This window comes from Microcoleus sp. PH2017_05_CCC_O_A (assembly GCF_020738785.1).
GTDB lineage: Bacteria > Cyanobacteriota > Cyanobacteriia > Cyanobacteriales > Microcoleaceae > Microcoleus.
Genome location: NZ_JAEQCB010000033.1, coordinates 1 through 24,707, shown reverse-complemented (window position 1 = coordinate 24,707; position 24,707 = coordinate 1). Strand labels below are relative to the sequence as shown.

Annotated in this window: 22 protein-coding genes and 1 pseudogene; 8 read left to right on the top strand and 15 right to left on the bottom strand. The window is 43.7% G+C overall.

Going from position 1 to position 24,707, the window contains the following annotated elements; all coding sequences use genetic code 11:
* Positions 1–27 precede the first annotated feature (27 nt).
* Positions 28–963: a class I SAM-dependent methyltransferase gene (locus JGK20_RS09720; protein WP_293230234.1), complete on the bottom strand. Its 936-nt coding sequence runs from the start codon at positions 961–963 to the stop codon at positions 28–30.
* Positions 964–1,334: 371 nt separating this feature from the next.
* Here JGK20_RS09720 and JGK20_RS09715 point away from each other — a divergent pair, with 371 nt between their 5' ends.
* Positions 1,335–2,246, top strand: a complete 912-nt coding sequence (locus tag JGK20_RS09715) for a hypothetical protein (RefSeq protein ID WP_293176193.1) — start codon at positions 1,335–1,337, stop codon at positions 2,244–2,246.
* A gap of 313 nt (positions 2,247–2,559) precedes the next feature.
* Here JGK20_RS09715 and purU read toward each other — a convergent pair whose 3' ends face one another.
* The 4 genes from purU to JGK20_RS09700 form a co-directional block, all read right to left on the bottom strand.
* On the bottom strand, positions 2,560–3,414 hold the full coding sequence (purU, locus tag JGK20_RS09710) for a formyltetrahydrofolate deformylase (protein WP_293176191.1): 855 nt from the start codon (positions 3,412–3,414) through the stop codon (positions 2,560–2,562).
* A gap of 585 nt (positions 3,415–3,999) precedes the next feature.
* Positions 4,000–4,365, bottom strand: a complete 366-nt coding sequence (locus tag JGK20_RS34480; RefSeq protein WP_363319116.1) for a DUF6745 domain-containing protein — start codon at positions 4,363–4,365, stop codon at positions 4,000–4,002.
* Positions 4,340–5,137 carry a DUF6745 domain-containing protein gene (locus tag JGK20_RS09705; RefSeq protein ID WP_366038729.1) on the bottom strand — a complete coding sequence of 266 codons (798 nt, stop codon included), beginning with the start codon at positions 5,135–5,137 and terminating at the stop codon, positions 4,340–4,342. Before JGK20_RS09705 ends, JGK20_RS34480 begins: the two co-directional genes overlap by 26 nt.
* Positions 5,124–5,417, bottom strand: a complete 294-nt coding sequence (locus JGK20_RS09700) for a hypothetical protein (RefSeq protein WP_293176189.1) — start codon at positions 5,415–5,417, stop codon at positions 5,124–5,126. The genes JGK20_RS09705 and JGK20_RS09700 overlap by 14 nt, the downstream gene beginning before the upstream one ends.
* A gap of 296 nt (positions 5,418–5,713) precedes the next feature.
* On the opposite strand from JGK20_RS09700, the gene JGK20_RS09695 reads away from it, so the two are divergent.
* On the top strand, positions 5,714–5,920 hold the full coding sequence (locus JGK20_RS09695) for a hypothetical protein (RefSeq protein ID WP_293176187.1): 207 nt from the start codon (positions 5,714–5,716) through the stop codon (positions 5,918–5,920).
* Between the two features lie 165 nt (positions 5,921–6,085).
* Here JGK20_RS09695 and JGK20_RS09690 read toward each other — a convergent pair whose 3' ends face one another.
* From JGK20_RS09690 to JGK20_RS09680, 3 genes are read right to left on the bottom strand one after another with little or no spacing between them, the layout of a single operon-like run.
* Positions 6,086–7,816: a leucine-rich repeat domain-containing protein gene (locus tag JGK20_RS09690; protein ID WP_293230231.1), complete on the bottom strand. Its 1,731-nt coding sequence runs from the start codon at positions 7,814–7,816 to the stop codon at positions 6,086–6,088.
* A gap of 55 nt (positions 7,817–7,871) precedes the next feature.
* Positions 7,872–8,453: a Uma2 family endonuclease gene (locus JGK20_RS09685; RefSeq protein ID WP_293176183.1), complete on the bottom strand. Its 582-nt coding sequence runs from the start codon at positions 8,451–8,453 to the stop codon at positions 7,872–7,874.
* A gap of 25 nt (positions 8,454–8,478) precedes the next feature.
* Positions 8,479–11,310: a diguanylate cyclase gene (locus tag JGK20_RS09680; protein ID WP_293230228.1), complete on the bottom strand. Its 2,832-nt coding sequence runs from the start codon at positions 11,308–11,310 to the stop codon at positions 8,479–8,481.
* A gap of 506 nt (positions 11,311–11,816) precedes the next feature.
* Here JGK20_RS09680 and JGK20_RS09675 point away from each other — a divergent pair.
* From JGK20_RS09675 to JGK20_RS09655, 5 genes are all read left to right on the top strand, one after another.
* The gene (locus JGK20_RS09675) at positions 11,817–12,512 is read left to right on the top strand and encodes a class I SAM-dependent methyltransferase (protein WP_293176179.1); all 696 of its coding nucleotides are present in this window, start codon (positions 11,817–11,819) and stop codon (positions 12,510–12,512) included.
* A 302-nt stretch (positions 12,513–12,814) separates the two neighbouring features.
* Complete coding sequence (locus JGK20_RS09670; RefSeq protein WP_293176177.1) at positions 12,815–13,360, top strand: RNA 2'-phosphotransferase; 546 nt, start codon at positions 12,815–12,817, stop codon at positions 13,358–13,360.
* A gap of 71 nt (positions 13,361–13,431) precedes the next feature.
* Positions 13,432–14,640 carry an AAA family ATPase gene (locus tag JGK20_RS09665; protein ID WP_293191152.1) on the top strand — a complete coding sequence of 403 codons (1,209 nt, stop codon included), beginning with the start codon at positions 13,432–13,434 and terminating at the stop codon, positions 14,638–14,640.
* Positions 14,641–14,928: 288 nt separating this feature from the next.
* Complete coding sequence (locus JGK20_RS09660; RefSeq protein ID WP_293197077.1) at positions 14,929–17,121, top strand: PAS domain S-box protein; 2,193 nt, start codon at positions 14,929–14,931, stop codon at positions 17,119–17,121.
* 187 nt (positions 17,122–17,308) lie between these two features.
* Entirely contained in the window at positions 17,309–17,602 is a 294-nt protein-coding gene (locus JGK20_RS09655; RefSeq protein WP_293149554.1) for a TIGR03792 family protein, read from the top strand.
* Positions 17,603–17,778: 176 nt separating this feature from the next.
* Here JGK20_RS09655 and JGK20_RS09650 read toward each other — a convergent pair whose 3' ends face one another.
* The 7 genes from JGK20_RS09650 to JGK20_RS09620 all read right to left on the bottom strand — a co-directional run bounded on the left by JGK20_RS09650 (position 17,779) and on the right by JGK20_RS09620 (position 23,949).
* Entirely contained in the window at positions 17,779–18,192 is a 414-nt protein-coding gene (locus JGK20_RS09650; RefSeq protein ID WP_293230225.1) for a hypothetical protein, read from the bottom strand.
* Positions 18,193–18,288: 96 nt separating this feature from the next.
* Positions 18,289–19,155, bottom strand: coding sequence for a hypothetical protein (locus tag JGK20_RS09645; protein WP_293230223.1), 867 nt, complete (start codon positions 19,153–19,155; stop codon positions 18,289–18,291).
* Positions 19,156–19,229: 74 nt separating this feature from the next.
* Positions 19,230–20,039, bottom strand: a complete 810-nt coding sequence (locus JGK20_RS09640) for a sulfotransferase domain-containing protein (protein WP_293230221.1) — start codon at positions 20,037–20,039, stop codon at positions 19,230–19,232.
* A gap of 95 nt (positions 20,040–20,134) precedes the next feature.
* Positions 20,135–21,106 (bottom strand): glycosyltransferase family 9 protein, encoded by a 972-nt coding sequence (locus JGK20_RS09635; protein ID WP_293230218.1) that lies wholly within the window; start codon positions 21,104–21,106, stop codon positions 20,135–20,137.
* Positions 21,100–22,350: an HEXXH motif-containing putative peptide modification protein gene (locus JGK20_RS09630; protein ID WP_293230215.1), complete on the bottom strand. Its 1,251-nt coding sequence runs from the start codon at positions 22,348–22,350 to the stop codon at positions 21,100–21,102. Before JGK20_RS09630 ends, JGK20_RS09635 begins: the two co-directional genes overlap by 7 nt.
* A gap of 12 nt (positions 22,351–22,362) precedes the next feature.
* The gene (locus JGK20_RS09625) at positions 22,363–23,535 is read right to left on the bottom strand and encodes a radical SAM protein (protein ID WP_293230213.1); all 1,173 of its coding nucleotides are present in this window, start codon (positions 23,533–23,535) and stop codon (positions 22,363–22,365) included.
* A gap of 237 nt (positions 23,536–23,772) precedes the next feature.
* A complete protein-coding gene (locus JGK20_RS09620; protein WP_293230211.1) occupies positions 23,773–23,949 on the bottom strand; it encodes a hypothetical protein in 177 nt (58 codons plus the stop codon).
* Between the two features lie 208 nt (positions 23,950–24,157).
* Here JGK20_RS09620 and JGK20_RS09615 point away from each other — a divergent pair.
* Positions 24,158–24,707, top strand: a pseudogene (locus tag JGK20_RS09615) (ATPase); the annotation flags it as partial.

Genomic DNA, 24,707 nt, shown 5'->3' with positions numbered 1-24,707 from the left:
ATCTCAAATACAGTCAACTAAAAACCGCTATATTGCTTGAGCAACAATAGTCCGATGTCTGAGAGTATTGCAAGTGATTGTCGGCACCGCAAAACCCGAATCAACCAAAGCCTGCTCAATATCCAACCCAAAATACTGATCCAAATAAGGCTCCGTACTCTTGAGCAAAGTCAAAATATAAGGAGGCATTTTGGCATAAACTTCCGACTGAGGATTCATATCCATAATTGTCAAATGTCCGCCAGAGCGCAGCAAACGCCTCGCTTCCCGAAATACTTCCTTACTTGCTTTTTGTGGCAGTTCGTGACAAACTAAACAAATAGAAACTAAATCAAAAGAAGCCGCAGGTAAACCAGTAGATTCAGCAGCAGCGTGCACCCAAATTGGAGATTTTTGATTAGAAAATTCCGCTTCTCGCTGTTGTGAACGGTATTGAGCAACCGACAAAAAATAAGGCGACAAATCCACCCCAGTCATCTTTGCTTCCGGGTAAACATCCCCAAGCGCAAACGTACTCATTCCCACACTGCATCCCAAATCGACAATATCTTGCGGTGTTTGGGAAATTTGAGCTTTGACGATTTCGTGATAGCTAGCGCGGAGTTTAGCATCGCCTTCTGCACCCGCTTCTGGCCAAATTCCCGCATGAACTGCACGGGCTGCAACTTCAACTTCTGTGGCAGCTTCCCAACTCATATTACCTTTTTCGTAAGCGTGGAATGAAGTTAGATAATATTTCGGGTAAACCAAATCGGGATTTTCTACGCTGAGCAATTCTGCATCCCAATTCCGGGACAAAAGTGTTTGCGCTTCTTCTCGCCAATGCACTCCGATTTTTTCGGCTCTGTTTATCATCATTTCCCGCGCTTGGTGCTTGGCTAGAGCGGCCAAAGGTTTGATGGAGAGTACGCCATTTACTAAACGCGATGCTAATCCCGGAGTTTTGTTAACTGCAACAGTCATATTTTATTGTTTTCGATTTAGCGCTATCGATTTTAACACACTTGGGTCATTTTTACTTATTTGATATAAGGAAACTTTACAAGGTTCGTAGTGAGGACTTTAGTCCTTTCTTGGATGCGGACTCGCATTCCTCACTACAAACCAATCAAGGTTCGTAGTGAGGACTTTAGTCCTTTCTTGGATGCGGACTCGCATTCCTCACTACAAGCCAATCTGTCCTTTCTTGGATGCGGACTAAAGTCCTGACTACGAACCAATCTGACTATTAGCATTAGATCTCAGATGAGATGGCCGGGAAATCTGGAATCGGATTTGTCGGAGTTGGAGTATTTGGAAGAACACTATCAAATATGGTTATTTAGGAGTTTGTTGTGAGCAAGTCAATTGTGGAATTGGTTGATAATTTGCCGGATTCTGGGATTACTGTGATGATGCTCAAATCCCTGGATTTTGTGGTTCCCGGGGAGTGGAATAATTTATCTGGTTTTGATAATACTATTCGATCGCTCACAGGGGAAACCGATCGCGCTTTAGTGGAAAAAATTCGCGCCAGGGCGATCGAGCTTTACGCCAACTCCAACGAGCCCTATCAAGGTGCAGTCAAGCTTTACCAGCTTGCAGACAGCGCTGACAGTGCCTTAGGCGCGACGGCTATGGCGAATAAAATCGGCGAAAAAATCGGCTTTCTGTCGTTTATGAGCCGCCTGACTCCCAAGGCTGACACCACTCAAACGATCGACTTATGCGTCAAAGTGGCGATCGAACTCATCGTCTTCTGCAAACTCAACAAAATTTCCCTTGACAACGTGGGAAGCTTTGCCAATTACTTATCAGAATACAAAAGCGAATCTCTAATGCGGATGGCTGCATTAGTATGCGCTGATGGCTTAATTCCCCTCGGTCCGGACTTTATCAAAGTAGCGCAAAATACCCTAAGCAGCTTAAATCCTGGAACCTTGCAGCAAAACTCAACCTTTCAAAACATCAGCAACCTAATTCCCGGCGCCAACAATGCCCAAAAATTCGGATTCGTGACAGCAACCTTCGCCTCAGCCCAAGGTTGGATGAACAATTTAGTGGTATCTCGCGGCTTAACTCCCGCCACAGTTTTAGGCAATCTCAAGCAATACGTCGATGTTACCGATGACAAATTGGATTATGTCGCCGCGTTTTTGGACATGACTACCAATTATTACGAGCATACCGGAATTCAGACGGTTGCTCGCCAATTGATCGATCGCGCTTACGCCGAAACATTATCCGCCCGGATTTCATTCAGTTGACAGTTGACAGTTGACAGTTGACAGTTGACAGCAACCTCTACCTGGAAGTCCGAGGATTGGAGCAATGAATCGTCTGATTTTAATTTCTCCCTAAAACGGAGACGCTTTCAATCAATTATTTCTGGTAATCTCGTGAGATTAATCAAATGCGAGGAGCTATTTCAGGCACCTCGCATCTTTCCAGGATTGCTTATTATCCGTCTTATAAAAATAGCTGGACAGGCAAGATGCCTATCTCACATTTTTGTTGTGGGATGGGCATCTTGCCCGTCCCCAAAATTAGAGCAACGCACTAGCCAATCAACTCAAAAATTCAAGCAAAAACAACAGTGCGATTGCCATAAACCAAAACACGATTTTGTAAATGATATCGAACCGCCCTTGCCAAAACAATCCGTTCTAAATCTTTACCTTTCCGAACCAAGTCCGACACTTCATCGCGGTGACTCACCCGCACAACATCTTGCTCAATAATCGGGCCAGCATCTAGATCGGGCGTCACATAGTGGGCTGTGGCACCAATAATCTTCACTCCTCTTTCATAAGCCCTTTCGTAGGGATTTGCCCCCACAAACGCGGGTAAAAATGAATGGTGAATATTAATCACATTGGGGAATTTGCTCATAAAATCTTGACTCAAAATCTGCATATATTTTGCTAAGACTACTAAATCAATGTTATATTTCTTGAGAGTATCTAACTGTTGTGCTTCTTGAATAGCCTTGTTCTCTTTATTAATGGGAATATACTCAAAATCGATACCATATTGTTCGGCAATGGGCTTTAACTTTTCATGGTTACTGATAATCAGGGGGATTTTCCCAGGCATTTCTTTAGAGCGTTCTCGCCAAATCAAATCTAACAAGCAATGATCTTGGCGGCTTACCCAAAGCGCAATCCGTCGAACTTCCTCAGAGAAATGTAATTGCCAATTTGCTTGTAAATCCTTGGCAAGTTCACTAAAAGCATCTGTCATGTCTTCGATGCTTAAGTCAAAACCGTCTAATTGCCATTCGAGACGACTTAAAAATAATCCTGCGGTAAAATCAGTATGGTGATCCGCGTGGATAATATTGCCATTATGGGAAGCGATAAAATTAGCAAGTAAGGCGACAAGCCCTTTGCGATCGGGACAGGAAATCAAAAGAGTTGCAGTAGGGCTAGTCATGATCTAATGGCAAGGGTATTAATTTTTAATTGATTATATCAGGTCGGTCGTCCTATGGAGCATCTCAGTTTTACTTTTGTAGTGCTGTCGCGAGCTGGTGACAGCTTGCACTGTAAAAAATGATTTTTGTTAAAATGAGATGTTTCCGGTTTGATGTCTGATATTTAATTGCCAGTGAGCTCCAGGTAAGCATCGCGAATTAAATAATTTACACATATTTGTGGGATGGGCGTCCCGCCCGTCTAGAAAGGACGGGCGGGACGCCCATCTCACAAGAACAATAAAAACTGTAAGTTATTTAATTTTCATTCGTTAGTATCAACTTTCTACGCGACTGCGGCACTATCCGGCAGGGGTTTAAACCCCTGCTTCATACATAGCGAAAGTCGGTTTCAACGGACTGATTTTAAACATAAATTAAGGAGAGTAAGAGCGCAATTTCATAAAATAGTGGCTGTTAATTTGTGAGGTGTTTTAATACTACCAGTCCGTTAAAACGGACTTTAGCTAAAAGCCCCGTGGGTTTAAACCCCTGGCGGGCTTTCATAAGGACGAACTAACTGACTTTTAGGTAAATAGAAATATTCAAGTTTGCACCGAAAACTCCTCCGGTTCAATTCCCCAGTTTACCCAACGAATTGCTTCTTGTGCAGAGGTCACATTTGGAGGAACTCGCAGCGCATGAACAAACCCCGTACTCGGACAGGTCATTTTTAACAAAAAAACTGGTAATGGCATCCCATCGGCGTCGAAATCGTCCTCAAAATCCATTTTTAACAGGGTATATTCCTGCCAAGTGTCTAACTCTGTGGCTGCTAGTTCTTGACAAATACGATCGCACCCGATGCCCTGAATTAAGGCTCGCCGAACCTCTGCATTGTGCTCCTTCAACAGCCATTTAGACTGCCACTCGTGCGGTTGCAGCCTACCGTACCATTCGGGTAAAATCACGCCGTGATAGGCGTAAATCGCAAAACCGTCGGCAAATTGTACGGCGGGTGCTGCTTCCGGCGTGCAAGCGGTGGTTGCTATCTGCCGAAAGTGCGATCGGCTTTTCGCACACTACACAAACTTTGTCATAGGGAAAAATCCAGCCGCAAGTCTTGACAAGCGATTGAAAAATTGTCCAGATATTGCCGTAGGAGTGCGCGCAATTCAACACAGAAATGCAAAAATCTAACAAACTCCCGCCACTAGCCCACAATTCCGGTTGAATGCAATTATCTAGTTGTTTGTTGAGATGGGTGTAGTGCAAATACCGGGCCCGCTGTCCCCTTAAATCGATCGGCAATTTGCTCGCTATTTCCATCGCTAAATGATCGCGCAGGGGACTCCACAGTTGGCTTTGCAGTTGGGTGTAAAGTTCATTTTCGAGTTGATTTTGCAGTTGACGTTTTAGCTGGTTTTCTAGTTGTCCGCGCAGACAAGTCAGCAGTTGTTTTTCAAGTTCGCTGCGAAGTTTGCTCTCTAATTGGCTCCGCAGGTGACTCCTGGGCTTGTCTGCGTGGCTGGCGATGATGTTAGCGGCTTGGTAGGGACGATCGCAAAAAATGATTTCCGGTGCTGGTTTGCCGATCGCCCTGTAAGCTAATGTAATAGTTTCCGCAGCTTGAGAGCGATCGATCGGGCCAGTCGAAAGTGCGATCGCCTTCCACTTGTCGCGATAAACTCGAATCAGAGCCTCTTGTGCTGGCGTGAGTTTTTTAACCTTAGTCTGCGACATACCTCCAGCCTTGGGGTTCGTATTCGCGCTGAATCCGCACCATCCAATTACCTTCAGGAATTGCGATCGCTTTGTGCTCTTCGTGACTCAATAAAGCTGTCGGCGAAAGCACTCGCAAGTACAGGGTGCCGTCTTTTTCGTACAGTTCAGCTTGCCCCTCAATAATCTGGTGAGAATGTCCGGTGACTTCACCTTCGGCGAGGGTGAGGTGAGGTTTTTTGTCACCTTGGATTTGCGGTACGGGGGTGAGAATTACGTCGCCTTGGCGAATGGGTTGCATAGGTTTTTATTAATTTTGGTTGGTGGTTTTGGTAAGTCGATCGGGCTTTTCTACCACTATTTTATACTACATTGGTAATACAGGAGCGTCAAGGGTGGCAATCCATGTTCCATAAGTCTTTGCTGTACTGATAGGGGTTAGGTTCGAGGGTGAAAGTGCGATCGACAATAGAAATGCTATAATTGATGCCAGTTTCGAGAAAGTCGCCTGGGTGGGGGCGGGTTTATAGATATTGTCGGTGTGAATGAAAGATTGTTGGTGAAACCCGCCCCTACATGAATTACGGTTAATTTACAATGAGCCAAGTAGATTATACTGCAATGGGCGATCGAGAATTGAAGCGTTATTTCCTGAAAAATCGCGGGGATAAAGCAGCACTGCAAGCTTACTTAGACAGGCGGAAAGAGCGATCGAATTCAATCATCACGAAAGTGGGAGATCCGGATTTCGATACTAAGATTGAGGCAGCCATTCGCCAGCAAATGAAAGAATACAAAGATTAGTCTTCAGTCCCTCGCTCGCTCGGACATCGTTTGTATAGATGCGGTTTCAACCGCCGACTTTTATGTTTAATCTTCAGTCTCTTAGAGAGAAACATCGTTTGTGTATACCTGGTTTCAACCGCCGACTCTTATCTTATCAACGAGGTTTCTAACTTCCCCAAAACTTCAAGTTTGCATCGAAAACTCCTCATAATCGACATCCCAATTTACCCAACGAATCGCTTCCCTCGCAGATTGCATATCGGGCGGAACTCGCAAAGCATGAATGAATCCGGTGCTCGGACAAGTCATTTTTAACAAGTAAATTGGCTCTTTTTCATCGGTATCGAAGCCATCAATATCAGCATCGATTCTTAGCAGCGTGTATTCTTGCCAAGTATCTAAATCTGTTGCTTGCAATTCTTGGCAAATTCGATCGTAACCAATTCCTTGAATTAACACTCGCCTGAGTTCGGCATTTTCTTCTTCTAAAATCCAGGTAGCTTCCCATTGATTGGGGTGAATTTGTCCGTATTTTTCGGGCAAAGTTACGCCGTGGTAGGAGTAGAGTTTGTAACCGTCGCTAAATGCGATCGCGCTTTCCCCTTCTGCGTGGAGGCGGTACTCGCTGTCGAGGGAGAGTTTGGTTGGGCGATCGCACACATAGCAGACATTCTCAAACGTCAAAATCCAGCCACATTCTACTAAAATCTGTTTGAGGCATTCCAAAGCTTTTTGTGCCTCTGGCTTCAAAACAATGCCCAAGGCAGAAACACAAAATTCAGCAACAGTGACAGCATCAACGGCATATCTCGGATTAACTATCGACATTAAGTGGTTCTTATAGTTAGAAAAATCTGCTCTTAATTGTTGTTTAAGCTGTTCCTCCCATCTAAGAAAATATGAAGAAGATAGCTGCTGGAATTCTGTTGTGAATGTCAAAGGTAATAGTGGATCTTTTACTTGTTTTTTAAGTCGATCGATCAAATCATTATTATTAGATTTTTTCAACATGGGTAATTGTACTAATGCAGAGTGAGGGCCACTGCAAAAAGTGATTTCAGGGGCTTCTACACCGAGGAGTTCGTAGCCAGCTTTAAGGGCGGCTGCGGCTTTGCGGTAAGAGATGGGTTCCGTAGAGTGGGCAAGAGTTCCCCACGAATTCTCATAGGCTTCTATGAGAGCCTTCTGTTCAGGTGTAAAGTTTACATACAAAGAAGTCAAATTAGTCAGAGATTGCAGCAGTATGATGTCTGATATTCGATTGGAGTCCAGATTCAGATAAGTCAAATTTTTCAGAGATTGTAGCGATGTGATGTCTGATATTTGATTGCCCATCAGATCGAGATGAGCCAAATGAGTCAGAGATTGCAGGAGTGTGATGTCTGATATTTGATTGTAGCTCAGATTCAACTCAGTCAAATGAGTCAGAGATTGCAGTGGTGTGATGTCTGATATTTGATTGTTGTCCAGATTCAACTCAGTCAAATGAGTCAGAGATTGCAGTGGTGTGATGTCTGATATTTGATTGCGGTACAAATACAGCCTAGTCAAATTAGTCAGAGATTGCAGTGGCGTAAGGTCTGATATTTGATTGTTGCACATAGACAGCTTAGTCAAATTAGTCAGAAATTGCAGTGGCGTAAGGTCTGATATTTGATTGTTGTCCAGATTCAGCTTAGTCACATTAGTCAGAGATTGCAGTGGCGTAAGGTCTGATATTTGATTGTTGCCCAGCGATAGCTTCTTCTTTTTCCTACTTGACAGTATGCGGTTCGCTTCATTAATATCAGAATTCCCAGCATAATTTAACAACATTTCAACAGTATGTCTGGCTTCGGGAGAAAGGCTTTTTTTGTGCAAGCACCAATCGGCAAAGCTGCTGAATTCTGCGGGATTGGGCTGTTGTTCTGACATGGCAATAAGATTTTAAATTTTTTACGAAAATAAGAATTCTTGGTCAACTTTTCCTCTAAACCCCAGAAATCCCGCGCCGAAACTCCTTAACCGCTTCAATCCTAGAAGCCATCAGCAAGCACCGAGACAATAAATTAATATCTAAGTCTGGCAGAACTTCGCTTTGGGCAATTTTTTCATAGCCGTGCGATCGCAAATGATACAGACCAAATAATCCATCCTCCCAAAACCAAACTTCGGGAACCCCCAAGGCTTGGTAGCGATTCAATTTGCTCTCTCCCCCACTGGTAAATACTACTTCGATGGCAAGATCGGGGGTTTTACCTGTTGATTTTCCAATTAAAAAAGATTCATCAGCTTGTACTGAGACTTCCTGTCCTTTCTCTTGAGTAAAGCTACCCAAAGGGTTAAACTCGATGTCTTTTTCCACAAAGTAGTCCATCAGCAGACCTGCGATCGTCCTGCTGAATGATTCGTGTTCTTGCGAAACTGCCAAAATTTCTACCTCGCCTTTGAAATAAAACAGTCTAATGCCGGGGGAGTCGGAGAATCCCTGTTCGATTAGTTTGAATTGTTGCCAATCAATCCCGGAGTGAGTTAACCGTTGGTCTTTGGGCTTATCTAATATTAGTGTCATGGCGCGACCTCCTTTAACTATTATATTATCCTAGAAATGCGGCAACCGAAACCCGATCGCGCCCAGCGGCTTTCGCGCGATACAGCGACTCATCGGCGATCGCAATTAACGTCGCCGGCTGCGACATCGGCGCCGGAATGCAGCAAGCCACACCCAAACTCAGCGTGACATATTCGCTGACACCAGACTGCGCGTGAGGTATCTGCAAACCCCGCACCTGTTGAGCGATCCTTTCAGCAACGCAAGCCGCACCTTCAATATCCGTATTCGGCAAAACTACCGCAAATTCTTCTCCACCGTAACGCGCAACTAAATCAGCCGATCGCTTTACCGAACACTGGAGAACCTGCGCCACTTGCCGCAAACACTCATCCCCCGGTTGGTGGCCGTAAGTGTCGTTGTAAAGTTTGAAGTAATCGATATCGCACATAATCAAAGACAGCGGCGCTTCTTCCCTCGCCAAACGCCGCCATTCCGCATCCATATAATCATTAAAAAAGCGGCGGTTTCTTACCTCAGTCAAACTGTCGTAAGTTGCCAAATACTGCAAGGCTCGATTCACTGTTTCTAACTGCCGTTTCTGCTGCTGCAACTGGCGGTTGAGCACCGTCAACTGCTGTTCGGCTGCGTGGGTTCTCAGCAAGTTTCTAACCCTCGCCAACAGTTCCCTCTCGTCAAAAGGTTTGGAAATATAATCGTCAGCACCAGCATCCAAACTTTCGATCCGAGCTTCCATGCCCGATCGCGCTGTCAAAAAGATTACTGGAGTCGAACTCAACTCCGGCGTATTCCGAATCTCTTTGAGCAAATCCAGTCCGTTTTGTCGGGGCATGATTTGGTCGCTCAAAATCAAATTCGGCTGCAAACTTTTGGCTTTTTCCAAACCTTCAACCCCGTCCATCGCCACCGCAACTCGATAGTACGGACTCAATAAAGTTTGGAGGTAAGCCAGCAGAGAATAGTTGTCTTCTACTACCAGCAACAGCGGTAACTCTCGGCTGTCAGGCGTTAATTGTCCCCCATTATTTTTGTCGTCACAACTGTTAGAGTCCGGCAGCGGGGCGATCGCCCCAACATTTCCCTCGTCTGAGCAGCCAAATTCACTCATCCCTGCCAATTGGACGATCGCGCTTACCAACAGATTCGCCTCCACCGGCTTCGACAAATGCCTCTGAAACCCCGCAGAGAGGGCCGATGCCGAATCCTCCTCACGGACGCCTCCCGTCAGGGCCACCGCCGGCAGCAGTTCCCTTTGCTCGGACATTTCCATGGCTCTGATGCGGCGGATCAAATCGGAGCCGTCTGTTTCCGACACCGCCATATCGCTTACCAACACGTCGGGCCGCGACTGTTCCAACTGCGCCATCGCTTCGCAAGCGCTACCCACCGCTGTTACCTTGGCTCCAAATGCTTCCAGGGCAGTTTTGAGAAATTCCCGAATCTCGGCGCTGCTTTCAACTACCAGCACTTGCTTTCCGGCTAAGGGTTTGGGAACCGATTCCGCGTGGTTTTCGGTGCGGCCGATCGCGCTTTTGCGATCGTCGCGCGAATTGTTGCTGTGCGCTACGGGTAGCAGCACCCCAAACGTCGTCCCCATACCCAGGCCGGGACTGGAAGCCCAAACAGTTCCCCCGTGCAATTCCACCAAATGCCGCACAATTGAGAGCCCCAACCCGAGCCGATTTTGTTCCTTCGACTGAAAGCTATCTGCGGGGCGGAAGTAGTCAAAGATGTGCGGCACAAATTTGGGTTCAATCCCGCAACCGCTGTCGCTGACGCGAATCAAGGTACCCGACTCTGTAGGCTCGATCCGCACTTCAACTGGGTCTGGTGTCGATTCTGGGGTGAATTTGATGGCGTTGGCCAGGAGGTTCCAGACTATTTGCTGCAAGCGCTCTACATCGGCCACAACGTAGCTGACGCCCGGGTAGAACTGTGTTTCTACGCGGAGGTTTTTGGCCTCGGCGGCGGGGCGGACGGTCTCAATAGCCGATTCTATGACAGATGGGAGGTGAACCCGAGCCAGGTTCAGGCGGACTTTCCCCCGCAGCAGCCGACTCAAATCGAGGAGATTGTCTATTTGGCGGTTTTGCAATTTGGCGTTGCGCTCGATGATTTCCAAAGCGCGGTTGGTGGTAGCTTCGTTTAACTTGCGCGATCGAGCTAGCTGCACCCATCCCAAAATCGCGCTCAGGGGCGATCGCAGTTCGTGTCCCGCAATGCCCAAAAAATCGTCTTTGGCGCGGTTGACTGCGGCTTGGGCTGCTTCAACGGCTTTGCGATCGGTGATGTCAAATCCGATCGCCAAATACTGACAGGGTTTCCCGTTAAAGTCCAAAAGCGGAACTACTGCTGCGTGCACCCAATAATCGCTGCCATTCTTGGCTTGGTTCTTCATTTCTCCTTGCCAAACTTCATTTTTGGCAACTGTTGACAGCAGATTTTTGATTAATTCCGAAGACTTATATTCCGAATGGAGGATGCAAAAATGGCTGCCTATTAGTTCAATACGCGAATAGTTAGAGATGCTGCACAGTCGATCGCTGACATAATTGATAATTCCTCGGGCGTCGGTTCTCACCGCCAGTGCCGATTGGTCGATCGCTACTTTAAAATCTAAACCTTCTTGCAGCGACGAATCTAGTTCTTTTATCGTAGAAATTTGACTGAGGCGATCGCGCCGCTCCTGGCTCCGCTCTTGAATTTCCATTGCTTCTATTGTCCCCTGATGACTGACACCTAATCTACTCGCATCCTGATTAATTATCACTGTTTTTTCCGCACCGGCAGGTGTAATATTTTGTATATTTTTATTTTCATGAATGCTCGGCAAACAGCACATCCACTCAGGAGTCATACCATTTGAGATTCGAGATTTTAGATGAGGAATGAACAAGAACTATCGGGGTTGGGGATAGCTGCCTACAGTGGCACTATTTTGGAAAACTGGAGTCACCTGAAATTTTATTTGAAGTTTAGACTAAAATTGGTCAATCTGAAGACAGATTTTCTCAGATCTGCCCGCTGGGCCGCTGGCTGCAAAAACCCAACTTTTTTCTGAAAATTACCCTGCCGCATCTGGCACAAAATCTCTGCCCCAGGCTTTCGAGTCTCCCGCATTCTGCCTCACCTCCACATCCCAGATATATGTGCAGGGCTTGACAGTTCCCAAATAATTGGCTGGGAAATGGCTAACAAAGTCTGTGTTTTGCGATCGTCAGCAACTTCAGTTAAATTATTTTCTCCTACCTCTTGACAGGTCTGTAAATGTTTTGTATTATAAAATGTAATACGACATTTAACCAAAGAGCAGCCCAACTGCATTAACGCACTCAACCATTAAAAGTTTGAGGAAAAGTTTCTGTGAATTTATCTATGAATTTAGACTTAGTACGCGAGCAATTTGAACAAAGAGCATTTGATTATGACGGTTTAATTCCCCGCCTCATTCCGCAGTATCGCGAGCAACACGAAATAATATTGCAATTAATTGATTTTGAAACCCATGCCAACATAAAAGTTCTAGATTTAGGTGCGGGAACTGGCATACTGTCTGCAATGATTTTGCAAGCATTTCCTCAAGCAAAAGTCACAGCCTTCGACATGGCGGAAAATATGCTAAAAGTTTGTCAAACTAACTTATCCGCTTTCCAAGAACGCCTGACATTGCAGCAGGGAAACTTCGCCGAAGATGATTTCGGCAGCGGCTACGATTTAGTAGTTTCAGGGTTGGCAATCCACCACCTCGACGGCGAACAAAAAAAACAGCTATTTCACAAACTTTTTCACTCAATGAATGCCGGGGGAATCTTGCTAATCCGAGATATTGTCACAGGTGCTACCCCAAAGCTAACCGAGCAATACGAACATTTGTGGCGGCAGTACATAAAAGCTAATGGAGAAGACGATGCAGCGTGTTTTAACAGCTATCTAAAAGAAGATATTCCTTCCTCTGTCGAAGAACAAACAAAGTGGCTTGCAGAAGCTGGTTTTGCAGACGCAGCTTGTCACTGGCGCTATCTCAATTTTGCTATTTTTGGCGGAATTGTCCCCATGTAGAAGGCAAAGTTTTTCTAAAAAAAATACCCCTTAATAAAGGTACGTTGTTGGGCTTTAGCCCTCTTTATATATATGTCGAAAGAGGGCTGAAGCCCAACAACGTACCTATCTCTTTCCCAACAATAAAACCACGCTGCGACCTAAGGGGGATTTAGGGGGAGTGAGATTCAGCTATAAACGAGAGATACAAAAAAAATTATACTTGAGTTGACCGCATAATTTCACTCAATCCCTCTCCCAGTAAAAACAGATTAAATAAACCCGATATACCCACAAAATAACTCAATAAATTAAGTAAAAGGATGAACGATTCCCGATTAATAAAAATTAGCCGATATCTCAGCAAACACCTGCGCCACGCGCCCTCACGCATCGGCATTCAACTCGCGCCGGGGGGCTGGATTGCTGTTAGCGAACTCCTCGATGCTTGCCAAAAAAATAACTTTTCTGTTCAGCCTTACGAACTCAAGGAAGTAGTCGCCCAAAACGACAAACAGCGCTTTTCCTTCGACTCGACAGGCACTCTAATTCGGGCCAACCAAGGACACAGTGTAGAGGTTGACTTGCAGTTAGAACCTGCTGTTCCCCCAGATATTTTATATCACGGAACAGGTAAGACTGCCGTCGAGTCTATTCTCAGTGAAGGAATTCGGAAAATGTCGCGGCATCACGTTCATTTGTCGGCGGACATTCAAACAGCCCGTAAAGTAGGTGCCAGACACGGCATCCCGGCAGTCTTGATTGTAGATACCGCAGCAATGCAATGCGACGGCCATACATTTTACTGTTCGGATAACAAAGTTTGGTTGGTAGATATGGTGCCGCCCAATTATCTAAAAGTATATTGAGAAAATCCTGTTTGGTTCTAGCAAGTGTGCGGCAAATATTTTAAAATAAGAGTAACTAGGAGTTTTACAAGATGAGTGCGGAAGATATGGGCGATCGCGACAACAATTTTAATCAAAACAACCCTCAAAATCGAGGGCTGCTAGGATCGGGCTGGCGACCTCTCTACCGTCAATTTGATTGGGAACACCTGCTGCACTTAGCATCTAGCGACCCTGTAGAACTCGCTCAAAAAACTTTAGATGCAGCCAGCGATATCGCCGATGCCATGGGACGACACCAGTATACTTGGTGGGCGAATATCTTAAATGTATTTTCGGAAAATACTCGCTACGAAATAGACGAGTTTTGGGATTACATTACTCCGCAGCCAGTTTACCCGGATTACCGTTACAAAGATGTTTTAGTCACCGAAACGCCTGTTGTTCAATTGGTCAGCCGCGCTAGCATTCCCATCGACTACGTTCTCAACAAACTCCAAGAGATTGCTGTTTTCAAAGTTCTGGATTTGCTGGGGAAACCGGATGTGATTACCCAGTTTTTTATGGAACGGCATTTTTCTTATCCGCGGGAGCGATTTGTTAGCTGGGAACGCTTGGAAGTTTTGGGTACTGTTTATGCTTATTGGGGACAAGCAGGCTGCTGGCTGCAAATTGACAGCTACGACAGGGGTCGGCGGTGCTACACTCTGATCTGCAAAGATATTGCGCCGTTAGTTAGCAAGGCTACTTATAATTTAGCGGTGATTCTCAGCGGGTACAAAAGCCGTGTCGGACAGGTTCACAGTTACTTCCCTATTCGGACTTTTTCTGCGGAAGTTCAAAGTTTTACTGATACTGTTCAGCAGGCAATTCTCGACCAAAATCAGTTGGCTGTGTTGGTTAGTGGCGAACCGGGGACTGGCAAAACTGCTTGGACTCAAGCGGTAGCAAAGGAGATTTTAGTGCCGCTGGGTTATGTGATCTTTATCTTAGATCATGATGCTGTGGAAAATTTTGTGCCGCCGAGTTATTTGGAGCGGATTTGCATTATTATCAACGAGGCTGATAATTTGGCTCAAGATCGATCGACCGCAGCGGCCCAACGCAGTAACAAAACTGAACATATTTTGAGTTTGCTGGATGGAACTCTGTATCAAAGCGTGATGGACGAGCACGGGATTCAATTTCAGCAGAAACTCGTAGTGTTACTCACTTGCAACACGATTGAAAGATTAGATCCTGCGATGCTGCGGAAAGGAAGAGTGGATTTTACCAGTGAATTTACGCACAAATTTGTTTGACGAGGCACGTAAAGTCTCACACACTTTGGGCGATTCACGAAGAGGGATAGCATTGCCGCGCGTACTGCTGCGCCACCTCAAATGTTGAATAATTATGAGGAAATTTCCTGAATGTCAAAGTTTCGGGAACAATTTATTAAGTACCTATGGACACATCCCCTAAAAAATGATATTACTGATGGGTGAGACCCTCCAAGGGTATCACCCAAAACAGCCAATCAGGGGAAGAGTGTTTTAGGTCTGAAATAGATTTTTCAAACTTGACAGCTATGGAGGAAATCCCAAATCGTGCAAACTAAGCCAGTTAAGCAAGAAATTCGACTGGGAAGGTATGCCGGGGGGAAAATCCCGATCGCCCACCAACCCCCTGATGCAGCCATGTCCGAAAATAAAGAGGGATTTCGGCGGTTTGTGGAGCGATCCGCCGACGCCGTGGCAATGGTAGATTGTGAAATGCGCTATCTGTCAGTTTCTCGTCGCTGGGAAACAGATTGCGGGTTTGGTTGCGGTGAGGCCCTTGGTCGGTCTCATTGGGAACTGTTCCCAAATCTCCCGGAATATTGGCACCAAAATGCTCGCGCTTGTTTGGCGGGAGTTTTGGAATATAGCGAGTTTGTCGTAGGGCAATCGCCCGTATCTGTAGCAGGAAAAATCGAAGTTGGGGTCAGCGCTTCGGAAAAATGGGTATTTTTGCCGTGGAAAAATAACGAGGGTGCGATCGGCGGTTTGATCCTGTTTGCCGAAAAGATAACAGAAAGAAATTTCTACAATATATGGAGGCCCGGTGGCAAAAGCCAGCAGTTAGAAACAAAACTACAACTAACTCAAAATGCCCTCGACAATGCTGCTGATACAGTTTTTTTTACCACCTCCGACGGTCAAATTTGCTATGCGAATAAAGCGGCTTGCGATCGAGGAGGTTACTCGGAATCGGAACTGCTAAACCTGAGATTGAGCGACATCGATTCGCAATTGTCAGCATCGGATTGGCCAGATCGCTGGGTTGAACTCAAGCAGCAAAACAACCTTACTTTTGAAACCAGTTATAGAACTAAAAACGGCACCAGTTTTCCCGTCGAAGTTCAAGTCAATTATTTAGAATACGACGGCTGCGAATACTGCTGCACGATCGCCCGCGACATTTGGGCTCGCCTCGCAGCAAAATCTGCGCTTTTAGAGGCAAAAGAGCAACTTCAAGCCGTCTTGGATGCGGTGCCCGGATTAGTTTCTTGGGTAAGTTCCGATTTGCGCTACTTGGGAGTAAACCGACATTTAGCTTCCGCTTACCAAATGCCTGCGGAACTATTTACAGGTAAAAAAGTAGGTTTTTTAGATACAAGTCCCAAATTTAACGACTTAGTATACGATTTTTTTGTCGGCTCGAACCATAAGACCTCTCAAGAAGTAACAGCGAGCATCAGAGGAGAAAATAAAACTTATTTAATTGTGGCTCAAAAATATCAAAAAAATACGGCAGCAGTATTTGTGGGATTGGACATTACAGAAAGCAAACAGTCTTTGTTGGCTTTGCAAGAATCGGAAGAACGCCTGCGCCAGCAAGCGGCAAAATTAGAGCGGACGCTGTTAGTTTTGCAGCAAACTCAAACTCAACTGATTCAAACAGAAAAGATGTCATCTCTAGGGCAGTTGGTAGCAGGAATAGCGCATGAAATCAACAATCCAGTTAGTTTCATTTCTGGCAACGTCAGCCACGCCACTGGCTACATTCAAGAACTGCTGCGTTCGATCGACCTTTACCAAAAAAATTATCCCGATCCAGCTCCGGAAATTCAAGATTTGATGGAAGAATTAGACTTAGACTTCATCAAAAAAGACATACCAAAACTGCTAAATTCAATGAAAGTCGGTTCGGAGAGAATTCGGGATGTTGTGCGATCGCTCCGCTTGTTCTCGCGTACTGACGAACCTGAAATGAAGCCTGCGGATATCCATGAAGGTTTGGACAGCACTGTGCTGATCTTGCAAAATCGCCTCCAAGCTAAAGGGGGACGGCCGGGTATTTCTCTAGTTAAGGAATACGGGAATTTGCCGCGAGTCCGCTGCTATCCGGGACAGTTAAATCAAGTGTTCATGCACTTGTTGACAAATGCGATCGACGCTTTGGAAGCAGAGGGAAGAAATCCGGAAAAGTATGGTACAATCCAAAATCAGTCTTTGTTGTCTGCCGGTAGCTCGGGAACTGAAATATTCAATCCCGAAATTCGGATTCGGACAGAAGTGATAGGGGAGAGCGAAGTGGCGATCGCCATTAGCGACAACGGCCCTGGAATGACTGAAGAAGTTCTCTGCCGTATCTTTGACCCTTTATTTACCACTAAATGTCAGGCCACGAGCACAGGTTTGGGATTGGCAATATCCCAACATTTGGTAGTAGAAAAGCATGGTGGTGACTTGCTGTGTATTTCTCGTCCGGGAGAGGGAACTGAGTTAATCGTTAAAATTGCGATCGGTAACGATTAATCGATTCGATCCAAACCTGGAATTATTTGAGGGTGCTTTTCCTATCAGAATGTGGCGACTAAGGACTAATGTTTTTTCACTAAGTTTTGTAGGTGCGTCAGGAATGAATCTTATACGAGATACCAATCATTTTTTGCCTGAGGCACCCTACAAAATCTACAATCTACAATCTAAAATCTAAAATAATATGGTAATTGAATGGCTGAGATTTAAAGTACCTCGCGAAAAATGGGAACAGTTTATTCTGCGAGATGAAGAAGTTTGGACGGCCGGACTCAAAAGTTTTCCCGGTTATTTGGGCAAAGAAGTTTGGGTGGATGCGGTGGAAAATGAGGTGCTGATGTTGATTCGGTGGGAAACTAGGGAACAGTGGAACTCGGTGCCGCAAAGCACAATCGATGAGTTGGATGCTAAAATGGGGGATTTGCAAATGCCGATCGTCGAAAGTCGCGAATATCAAGTTCGCAAGTTTTTGCATTAGTATCGCAACTCGTACAATCATCGCAGTGTTTGGTATTTGGTATAAAGGGCGATCGCTCTTTCATTTTAGGCGATCGGTCGTCAGAAACCAGAAAGGGTGATCGCACTCCGTACAATGATCGCAGTGTTTGGTATTTGGTGTGAAGGGCGATCGCTATTCATGCAAGCATCTCTACTTCACATACTAGGCAGCTCGATAAAGTTCTTTAGAGCACTAAGAAACTTACCATTAAGATTCATAAAATCCTCCCACTTAAAGCCGCCAAATTCATCTCCCCAACCATGTGGCAGGAATACTTGCCGATCGTCTATTTTGAACCATTCTGCCGATTCGTGAAGCTCCAGACTTGCCACGACGTTTGCGAAAGCGTGTAAGGCATCTGATGGTGTTACGATCGCTGACAGCTTTACTGTATTATTAATTGTTAACCCAACAACCTCCTCACCTTCTTCTTGAGAATTAGGTAATGATGGACATCTAAGAGAAATCAAAGCTTTTTCGTTATCAATTCTACGAATTAAAAATCTATAACCAGGCTTATACGATAGTCTTTTTGCTAACTCACCCAATAGCATAAAATTTTCTTCCATGATCTTCACTGTATTGTTTTTTGAGTAATTAGACCAGTATTAGCTGACCTATTGTAATATTTCTGCCTACTTATTTATGTTTTGCGTAATATATATTCAGGGATTGAGTGAGGGAGAACGCGACAACATAACAACGCTGCGATCTACTCTAGACTGGCAATCAAAAATAGTTCGCAGGGTAAAAAATACATCGAGACTTTCTGTTCCCTCCGTACACCCATCATGAGTAATATGTTCTGTAGGAGCTATATAAGCCTCTCCGGGATTAACTCTTAATTTGATAACGGGATAACTTGGAAAAAGCTGCATAAATGCCATACAAATTTTTGAACTACCCGAAGTTTTGCTAACTAAATTATCATCAGTATCAGAGACCAATCTGTATAGCTGATCAACTGATAAATTGATGAACAAGAGATAGCGCGGTTCAGATCCAAGATTGATCGAGATACGATGCAGCGATGAGCCACGCTGATTATCAATGTGGAGACCGACCCTACAGCTATCGCTTCCAACAGTTACAGTTATCTGGTTAGGAGCATTCCACCCAATTCTATACTCACTTAATTGTGCACTTTGGATGCGGAACGTCTGAATATACTCCTGAATTAGGCTGATACCTTTTTTCACCCTCTCTTTTTGCAAAACATACTTCAACAACCTATGGTCTTTTACACGACCTAAATCATTTAGATAACCTAAAATATTTTGAGGGATATTCAGAATGCTTACATACAGACTTGGCAGATGTTTAAGCTTACTACTGAAGAGGATTTGTTGTTCCAGTGAAGTAAGTGTTCGCCACGGTAATCGAGGGACAATTGCATCATTACAGTAAGGAGTTGCAGCTCGATCTGTTGAAACACTAGCCTGCTCTGTTCCCGAACTAATTAGTAGATGGTCTTTAAGGCTCATATTGCCATAGTTGCTAATTATTTTTACCCCTTCAATAAGTTGATTCATATATTTCCTTATGTATAAAACTTTTTATTGAGATTGAATCTGATAACCTGAAGTTTAGAGTGTAAAACTTTTTTCTACCATCTGTCATCACTCTCGTATCCTAGTTTTATGAGTAAATCATTATAATTTTCCTTAAAATAGTTTTTGTGTTCTTGAGTAAAATGATTTTTCCAATCACCAATTATACCTTTGCGATAATGACTGTTTATATCTTCTGTTCCTGCACTTCTACCATGAGCTAGACTAGAAAAGTTATTTTTTTCAACAATTTTAAATAAAATTGTATCAGATTCATCCTGACTAATTTTAGCAGAATAATCACTTTCAGGTTTGTCTTCTGACAAACCTAAAAAATGAAATATTTCTCTACAGCAATTGTAAGTATTGGATATCAGATTTTCAAATTTTACTTCCATTACGTTAGGCATACCGTACATCCAATTATCCATTGATGAAAACAAATTAAGATCGCATCCATCAGTTCTTAGACGACTCGTAAACTGTATATCAACTAGCAAACCTTCATCCTTAGATAAAGTCGCTAATATTTTTCTGTGCTCTGCTAACTCTGTCCACCCTTCAGTTGGATGAGTGTAAAGGTGAGAGAAATAGGCAGAGACAGCAATGTCTCTTGGATCTCTCACTACATGAAATCCCTTGAAATCATTCCGTATTTGCTTAATGTAAGCTATGTCAGAATTTAAATAATTAAGGAATTCTATCTGGTGCTTAGATATATATTCTTCTAAGTCGAAACCAAACTCTTTAGGGGTATTGGCAGTAAAATATTTTAAGTCCAAATGCTGGGACATTTGACGAATGATTTTGCCAATCCACCTTGTACCTCCTTTGTGGTGTCCAAAAAACGCAAATAACTTAGCCATAAAAAATAATCCTTTATACTGATGTGATTCAAAAATACTTCAAATGGGTACAGGAGGTACTGCCAGCCTGAAATCCTTTTTTACGTGCTCGTAAACTAACAGAAGGACATTAAAGCATCAATGACTTGTTCTGATGTGATCGACGCAATAGCATCAGAACTTATATGTTTATGAGAGGCAAATCTAAAGCCCCACTCTTTAGGATCGGTTGGTCCGAAAATTCCGACTCCTGGTACACGGAATAAGTCAGCAGCATGAAGCATACACGAATCAATACCTAAAAAAAGGTCAGCAACACTTAGCAAAGCAAAGGATAATCCCAGAGGAATGCCACATACATCAAAAATTCGGTTTCTATGAGATGCCGACTCTAATGGTAATTCATGAAAACTCCCTATGATGATCGCTATATAGTCAGACTGAACTGATAAAAATCCATCTATCGCTAACAAAAATCGGTCTGAAGACCACATTTTTCTTTTCTTCGTATCTGAATGTACAATAAGCAATTTAAACTCTTTATCCAGACAGATTGTGAGACTATGAACTAGAGATAAATTTTGGGCTTCTATAGTGGGAGGATTACTGAAATTATCTATTTGAACGTTAAGGTTAAATAAGTGAACTATTGAAAATAAAGTATCGAAAGAGTTGCTATATACCTTGGGCAATTGATAAGTAAAAATAGGTAAAAAACCTATAGATTCTGGAGGTGATAGACTTTCAAATAAATGTTCTAAGTCTGGTGAAGTCCATTTAGAAAGAGATATAAATAAATCGCAACCGCTAGCCTGTTTAGCCAGGGTCTCATAGTTAAAAGATAGAAGTGCTATTTTTTGCATTAAAATAGTGTATGAGTCTGCGAACTCAGAAGGTTCTATAAACCATACAGATTCAAAAGGAATATCTGAGAATAATTCTGTATATGCTTCGCGCACAGCGATCAATGACAGTCTGCCTGAAAAAATGTTAGAAAGCGCACGAATGGCCGGCAAAGCAATAAGATGATCGCCAATAGCATTAGCAAAGAAAACTACAGGCTGCCTAAATTTTTGAGGATCTAGCATAAATTACTCCGACTTGCCTTAACTACAGAATGTAAATTATCAACACAAGCACAAACTAAAAGCTTGCCTGCATCAGTTAACATTTCAGACTTTATTAAACCTTGATAAGCTATATCGGCAAAGCCAAGTGTTTCAACCCAATAACTTTCAGCTTCAGAGTACAACTTCCCAGATGAAAACCAAGGAGAAGATACAAGTTTAGCCCATACAGCCGCCCCGGCCGAAAAGGTCATCAAAGCATGAATCACCTGTCTAAGAGGACGGTTTCTGTTTTTCCAAGGAGAGAAAACCTCTGGTGAATTTCCGTCTGTTGTGTAAAGACGCACATTTTTTTCTATTAGATTAACTTTGGTATGAAAAAACTCATGCACCATTTGTACGCACAAGTGGCATCTTTCTTCCATTCGATCGGCTTCTGGATCGAAGTCTTGCCAAGCCCAACCAGGCAACTGCGATACAGAACCAGCTTTCCGTGTAGTTGGAGAGTAACGAGGCAAGACAGTGTAAACCTTCATCAGGCGACTCATGCTGACACCAAGTCCGATATCTAGGAATGGAAGCATATCCAAACAGAGGCGGATTTCGTCATGCCTGATGCTTACAGCCGAAACATCGTGCAGATCATCTTTTTCAACGAAATTAAACTCATTTCCCGCTGCTGCTGGTTGAGTTATTGCTGTGGAAATACGAATTCCCGATCGTGTAAAGCTATCTGGCAACCAAGTTATGCGATCAGATTTATCATCAATTAACACCTCAATTGCTTGTTCTGTAATTTCTGCAAGATTGCTATCTTGCATCACAGCCCCCGTTCTAGCTAGCGTAGGAAAACAAAGAAGAGAACCAACAGTGACTTTCACGTTTCTGAGAGGATCTAAACCTAAACTCAACCCCCCACTCAGCGGTGAAAATAGAGTATAAAAATTAATTAGGAAATTCTTAATCCTATCAGTATCACCGCTGACATAAGCTTGGAAAAGCGATCGAGATTTTGCTTCCAGTTCCCGATATTGCAAAAACAAACCGCTCAACATATTCAGATCATCGCTTTGTTTGAGAAGCGCCGCGGCTAGCTCATAACCTTGATTGCTAAGAATATGCAGCATGGCTATGTGTCGGGTAGCTGACTCCTCGACATATTTAATCAACGCATTTTGGTAGAATAGTTGAGTATCATCTAGCTTAGAGGTCAACTTCAAGTCAACAGTTCCAATCTTAGTTTCTTGCTCTGCACACACGATCATAATGGAACGTCCTTATGAGATACCCGATAGTTCAGTGGACAAATAATCTTTGATGTGATCGATGAGAATGATTAGGTCTTCACAATAAATTGATTCCCGATTAAAGCCATGCTCTGAACTATAACGATGGGGCAGATATCCGCCACCACAGATATCAAATAAGCGACAATCCAAGCACTTTTGAGGTGCAGAAGACTGCTTGTTAGATAGTGCTGTGACCAGAGGCAAAGATTCTAAAGCTTCAATCGGATGAGAATTCAGTGACATACCTGTTTTGGTAGCACCATGATATGCAGTTTTCAAAACATCTAGTCCGTGATAAGTGCCATCACTTTCAACTATGATGACTCCATCACTCAATGCGCCAAAAGAGTCATAGCCTTTTTGGGCACCCATTAAGAGCTTCATAAGAGTTCTGAATATACGAACTTCCATCTTGGTTTCTGAAGCTAACCAATAATCGAAAAGAGCGGATAGCCATCGACCAAAAGTTCCTGGGGGATACTTATCATAGGGAAAAGTATCATAGTTGAAGTCTGGCAGAAGAAAATCTATAGCAGTGGTGTTTAGTTTCTCAAAGAATGTCAATAGCTCATAAGGGTCTATTTCAGGATTCGCAACGGTGAGAAAACCTCCAAACACAGATCCTCCAGACTTGGGATTACGCAGCTTTTCTACACCAGCGATAATCTGCGAAAAGCTGCCACGCCCTTTGGCATCAACTCGCATAAGGTCGTTCCATTCTTGCGGCCCATCAATACTCACACCTGCACGGACATTGAAGTCTTGAAATACCTGTACAATGTCATCGTCTACCAGCGTTGCATTCGTTTGAAGTCCAAACTTGATGTCCGCTTCAATATCCTGAAAACTACTCCGTAAAATCGTGAAAAACTCTTTAAGTTTAGAAGCTCCGAGTAGCAGAGGCTCACCCCCATGAAAGACTACAATAAGCTGCTTTAACTGACGCTCGCGAATATAGCTACTGAGACGATCCGCCAGAAGTTGGATCGTCTCCACGCTCATCAAAACTGGCTGCTCTCTCCAAGTTTGATCGGGGTGTTCATACATATAGCAATAGGAACACTTGAGATTGCAACGACTCACGATTTTAACTACAACTGTTGTTATAGGTCGGACTTCGTAGAACTCAGTTCTTTGGGGTAGAAGCAACTCAAGTAACATAAATTTTCCTTAAAAGCTATACTGTAGAACAAAAATCATTTTTGGCTAAAAGACTTCCCAGCCAAAGCGCCGTCTCTGTAACAATCTGAACTTATACTAATTTAAGGTGAAGTTGGACATATCTCGCTCCCCCCTCGCATCCCCCTTAAGAATGGGGACGAAAGATCGGAATCTTGTCCCCATTCTTAAGGGGGTTAGGGGGGATCAGATTCTATGCAGCCTCATAAAAAATTGGTATTAATTAGTAGTGTGACTACTGAAATCAGCCCAGGCAATAGGCTCTTTACCCATCCGTTCGGCTTGAATCGCTTGAATCGCAGCTACAACTTTTGGATTGAGTTTCTGTAACTGTTCCTCTTTCAAACCATTAACTGCAATTTCAGCAACAGGTTTAGAACCAAGATAAACTGTCATTTATTTGCCTCACACATTTGATTGATTTAGCATTGTTCTATTATTTGTGTAAATTAAAGATTTGTCTACCACAAAAATGTTCAATTTTGCGTACAATTTTTCTCTGTTTCATTTTATTTAATTTATTTTTGTACATTTTTGTACAAAATTGTTCTAAAAAGCGGATAAATGTGTATAATACATAAAATTTTCACATCTCCCGGCCCCGATGAACCTAAAAGAAGCTTTAAAAATCGCGGATAAAATTGTCTTCGAGAGAACAGGTCAACACCTTGACGATTTACAAGCAGCGGTACTCAAAGGCACTCTAGAGCGTGAGACATACAAGCACATAGCCAAAGACTTTGATTGTTCGGAAAGTAGTGTGAGGAAAGTGGGCGCAGAGTTATGGGAAATACTTTCAGAAGAGTTGGGAGAAGATGTTAGTAAATCCAATTTATCCTCGGCAATAGAGAGATTGCAAGTCTCCTTAGTTTCATCAAATTTTGTACAAAACGTCAGCGAACAACACATCAGTGGTAGTTTTAACACCTGTGGAGAAGCTAGACACCCACCAGAACAAAGAAACTCACACCCACAAAATCAGGAAACATCTAACACAAAACAAACTAAAACTAAAACTTTATATCAAGATTTAAGCGAAATGCCGGAGTTGGGTGATTTCTTCGATCGCACCCACGAACTCCAAACCCTCACAACCTGGATTCTACAACAAAACTGCCGCCTCATCACCCTCACCGGTATCAGCGGAATCGGCA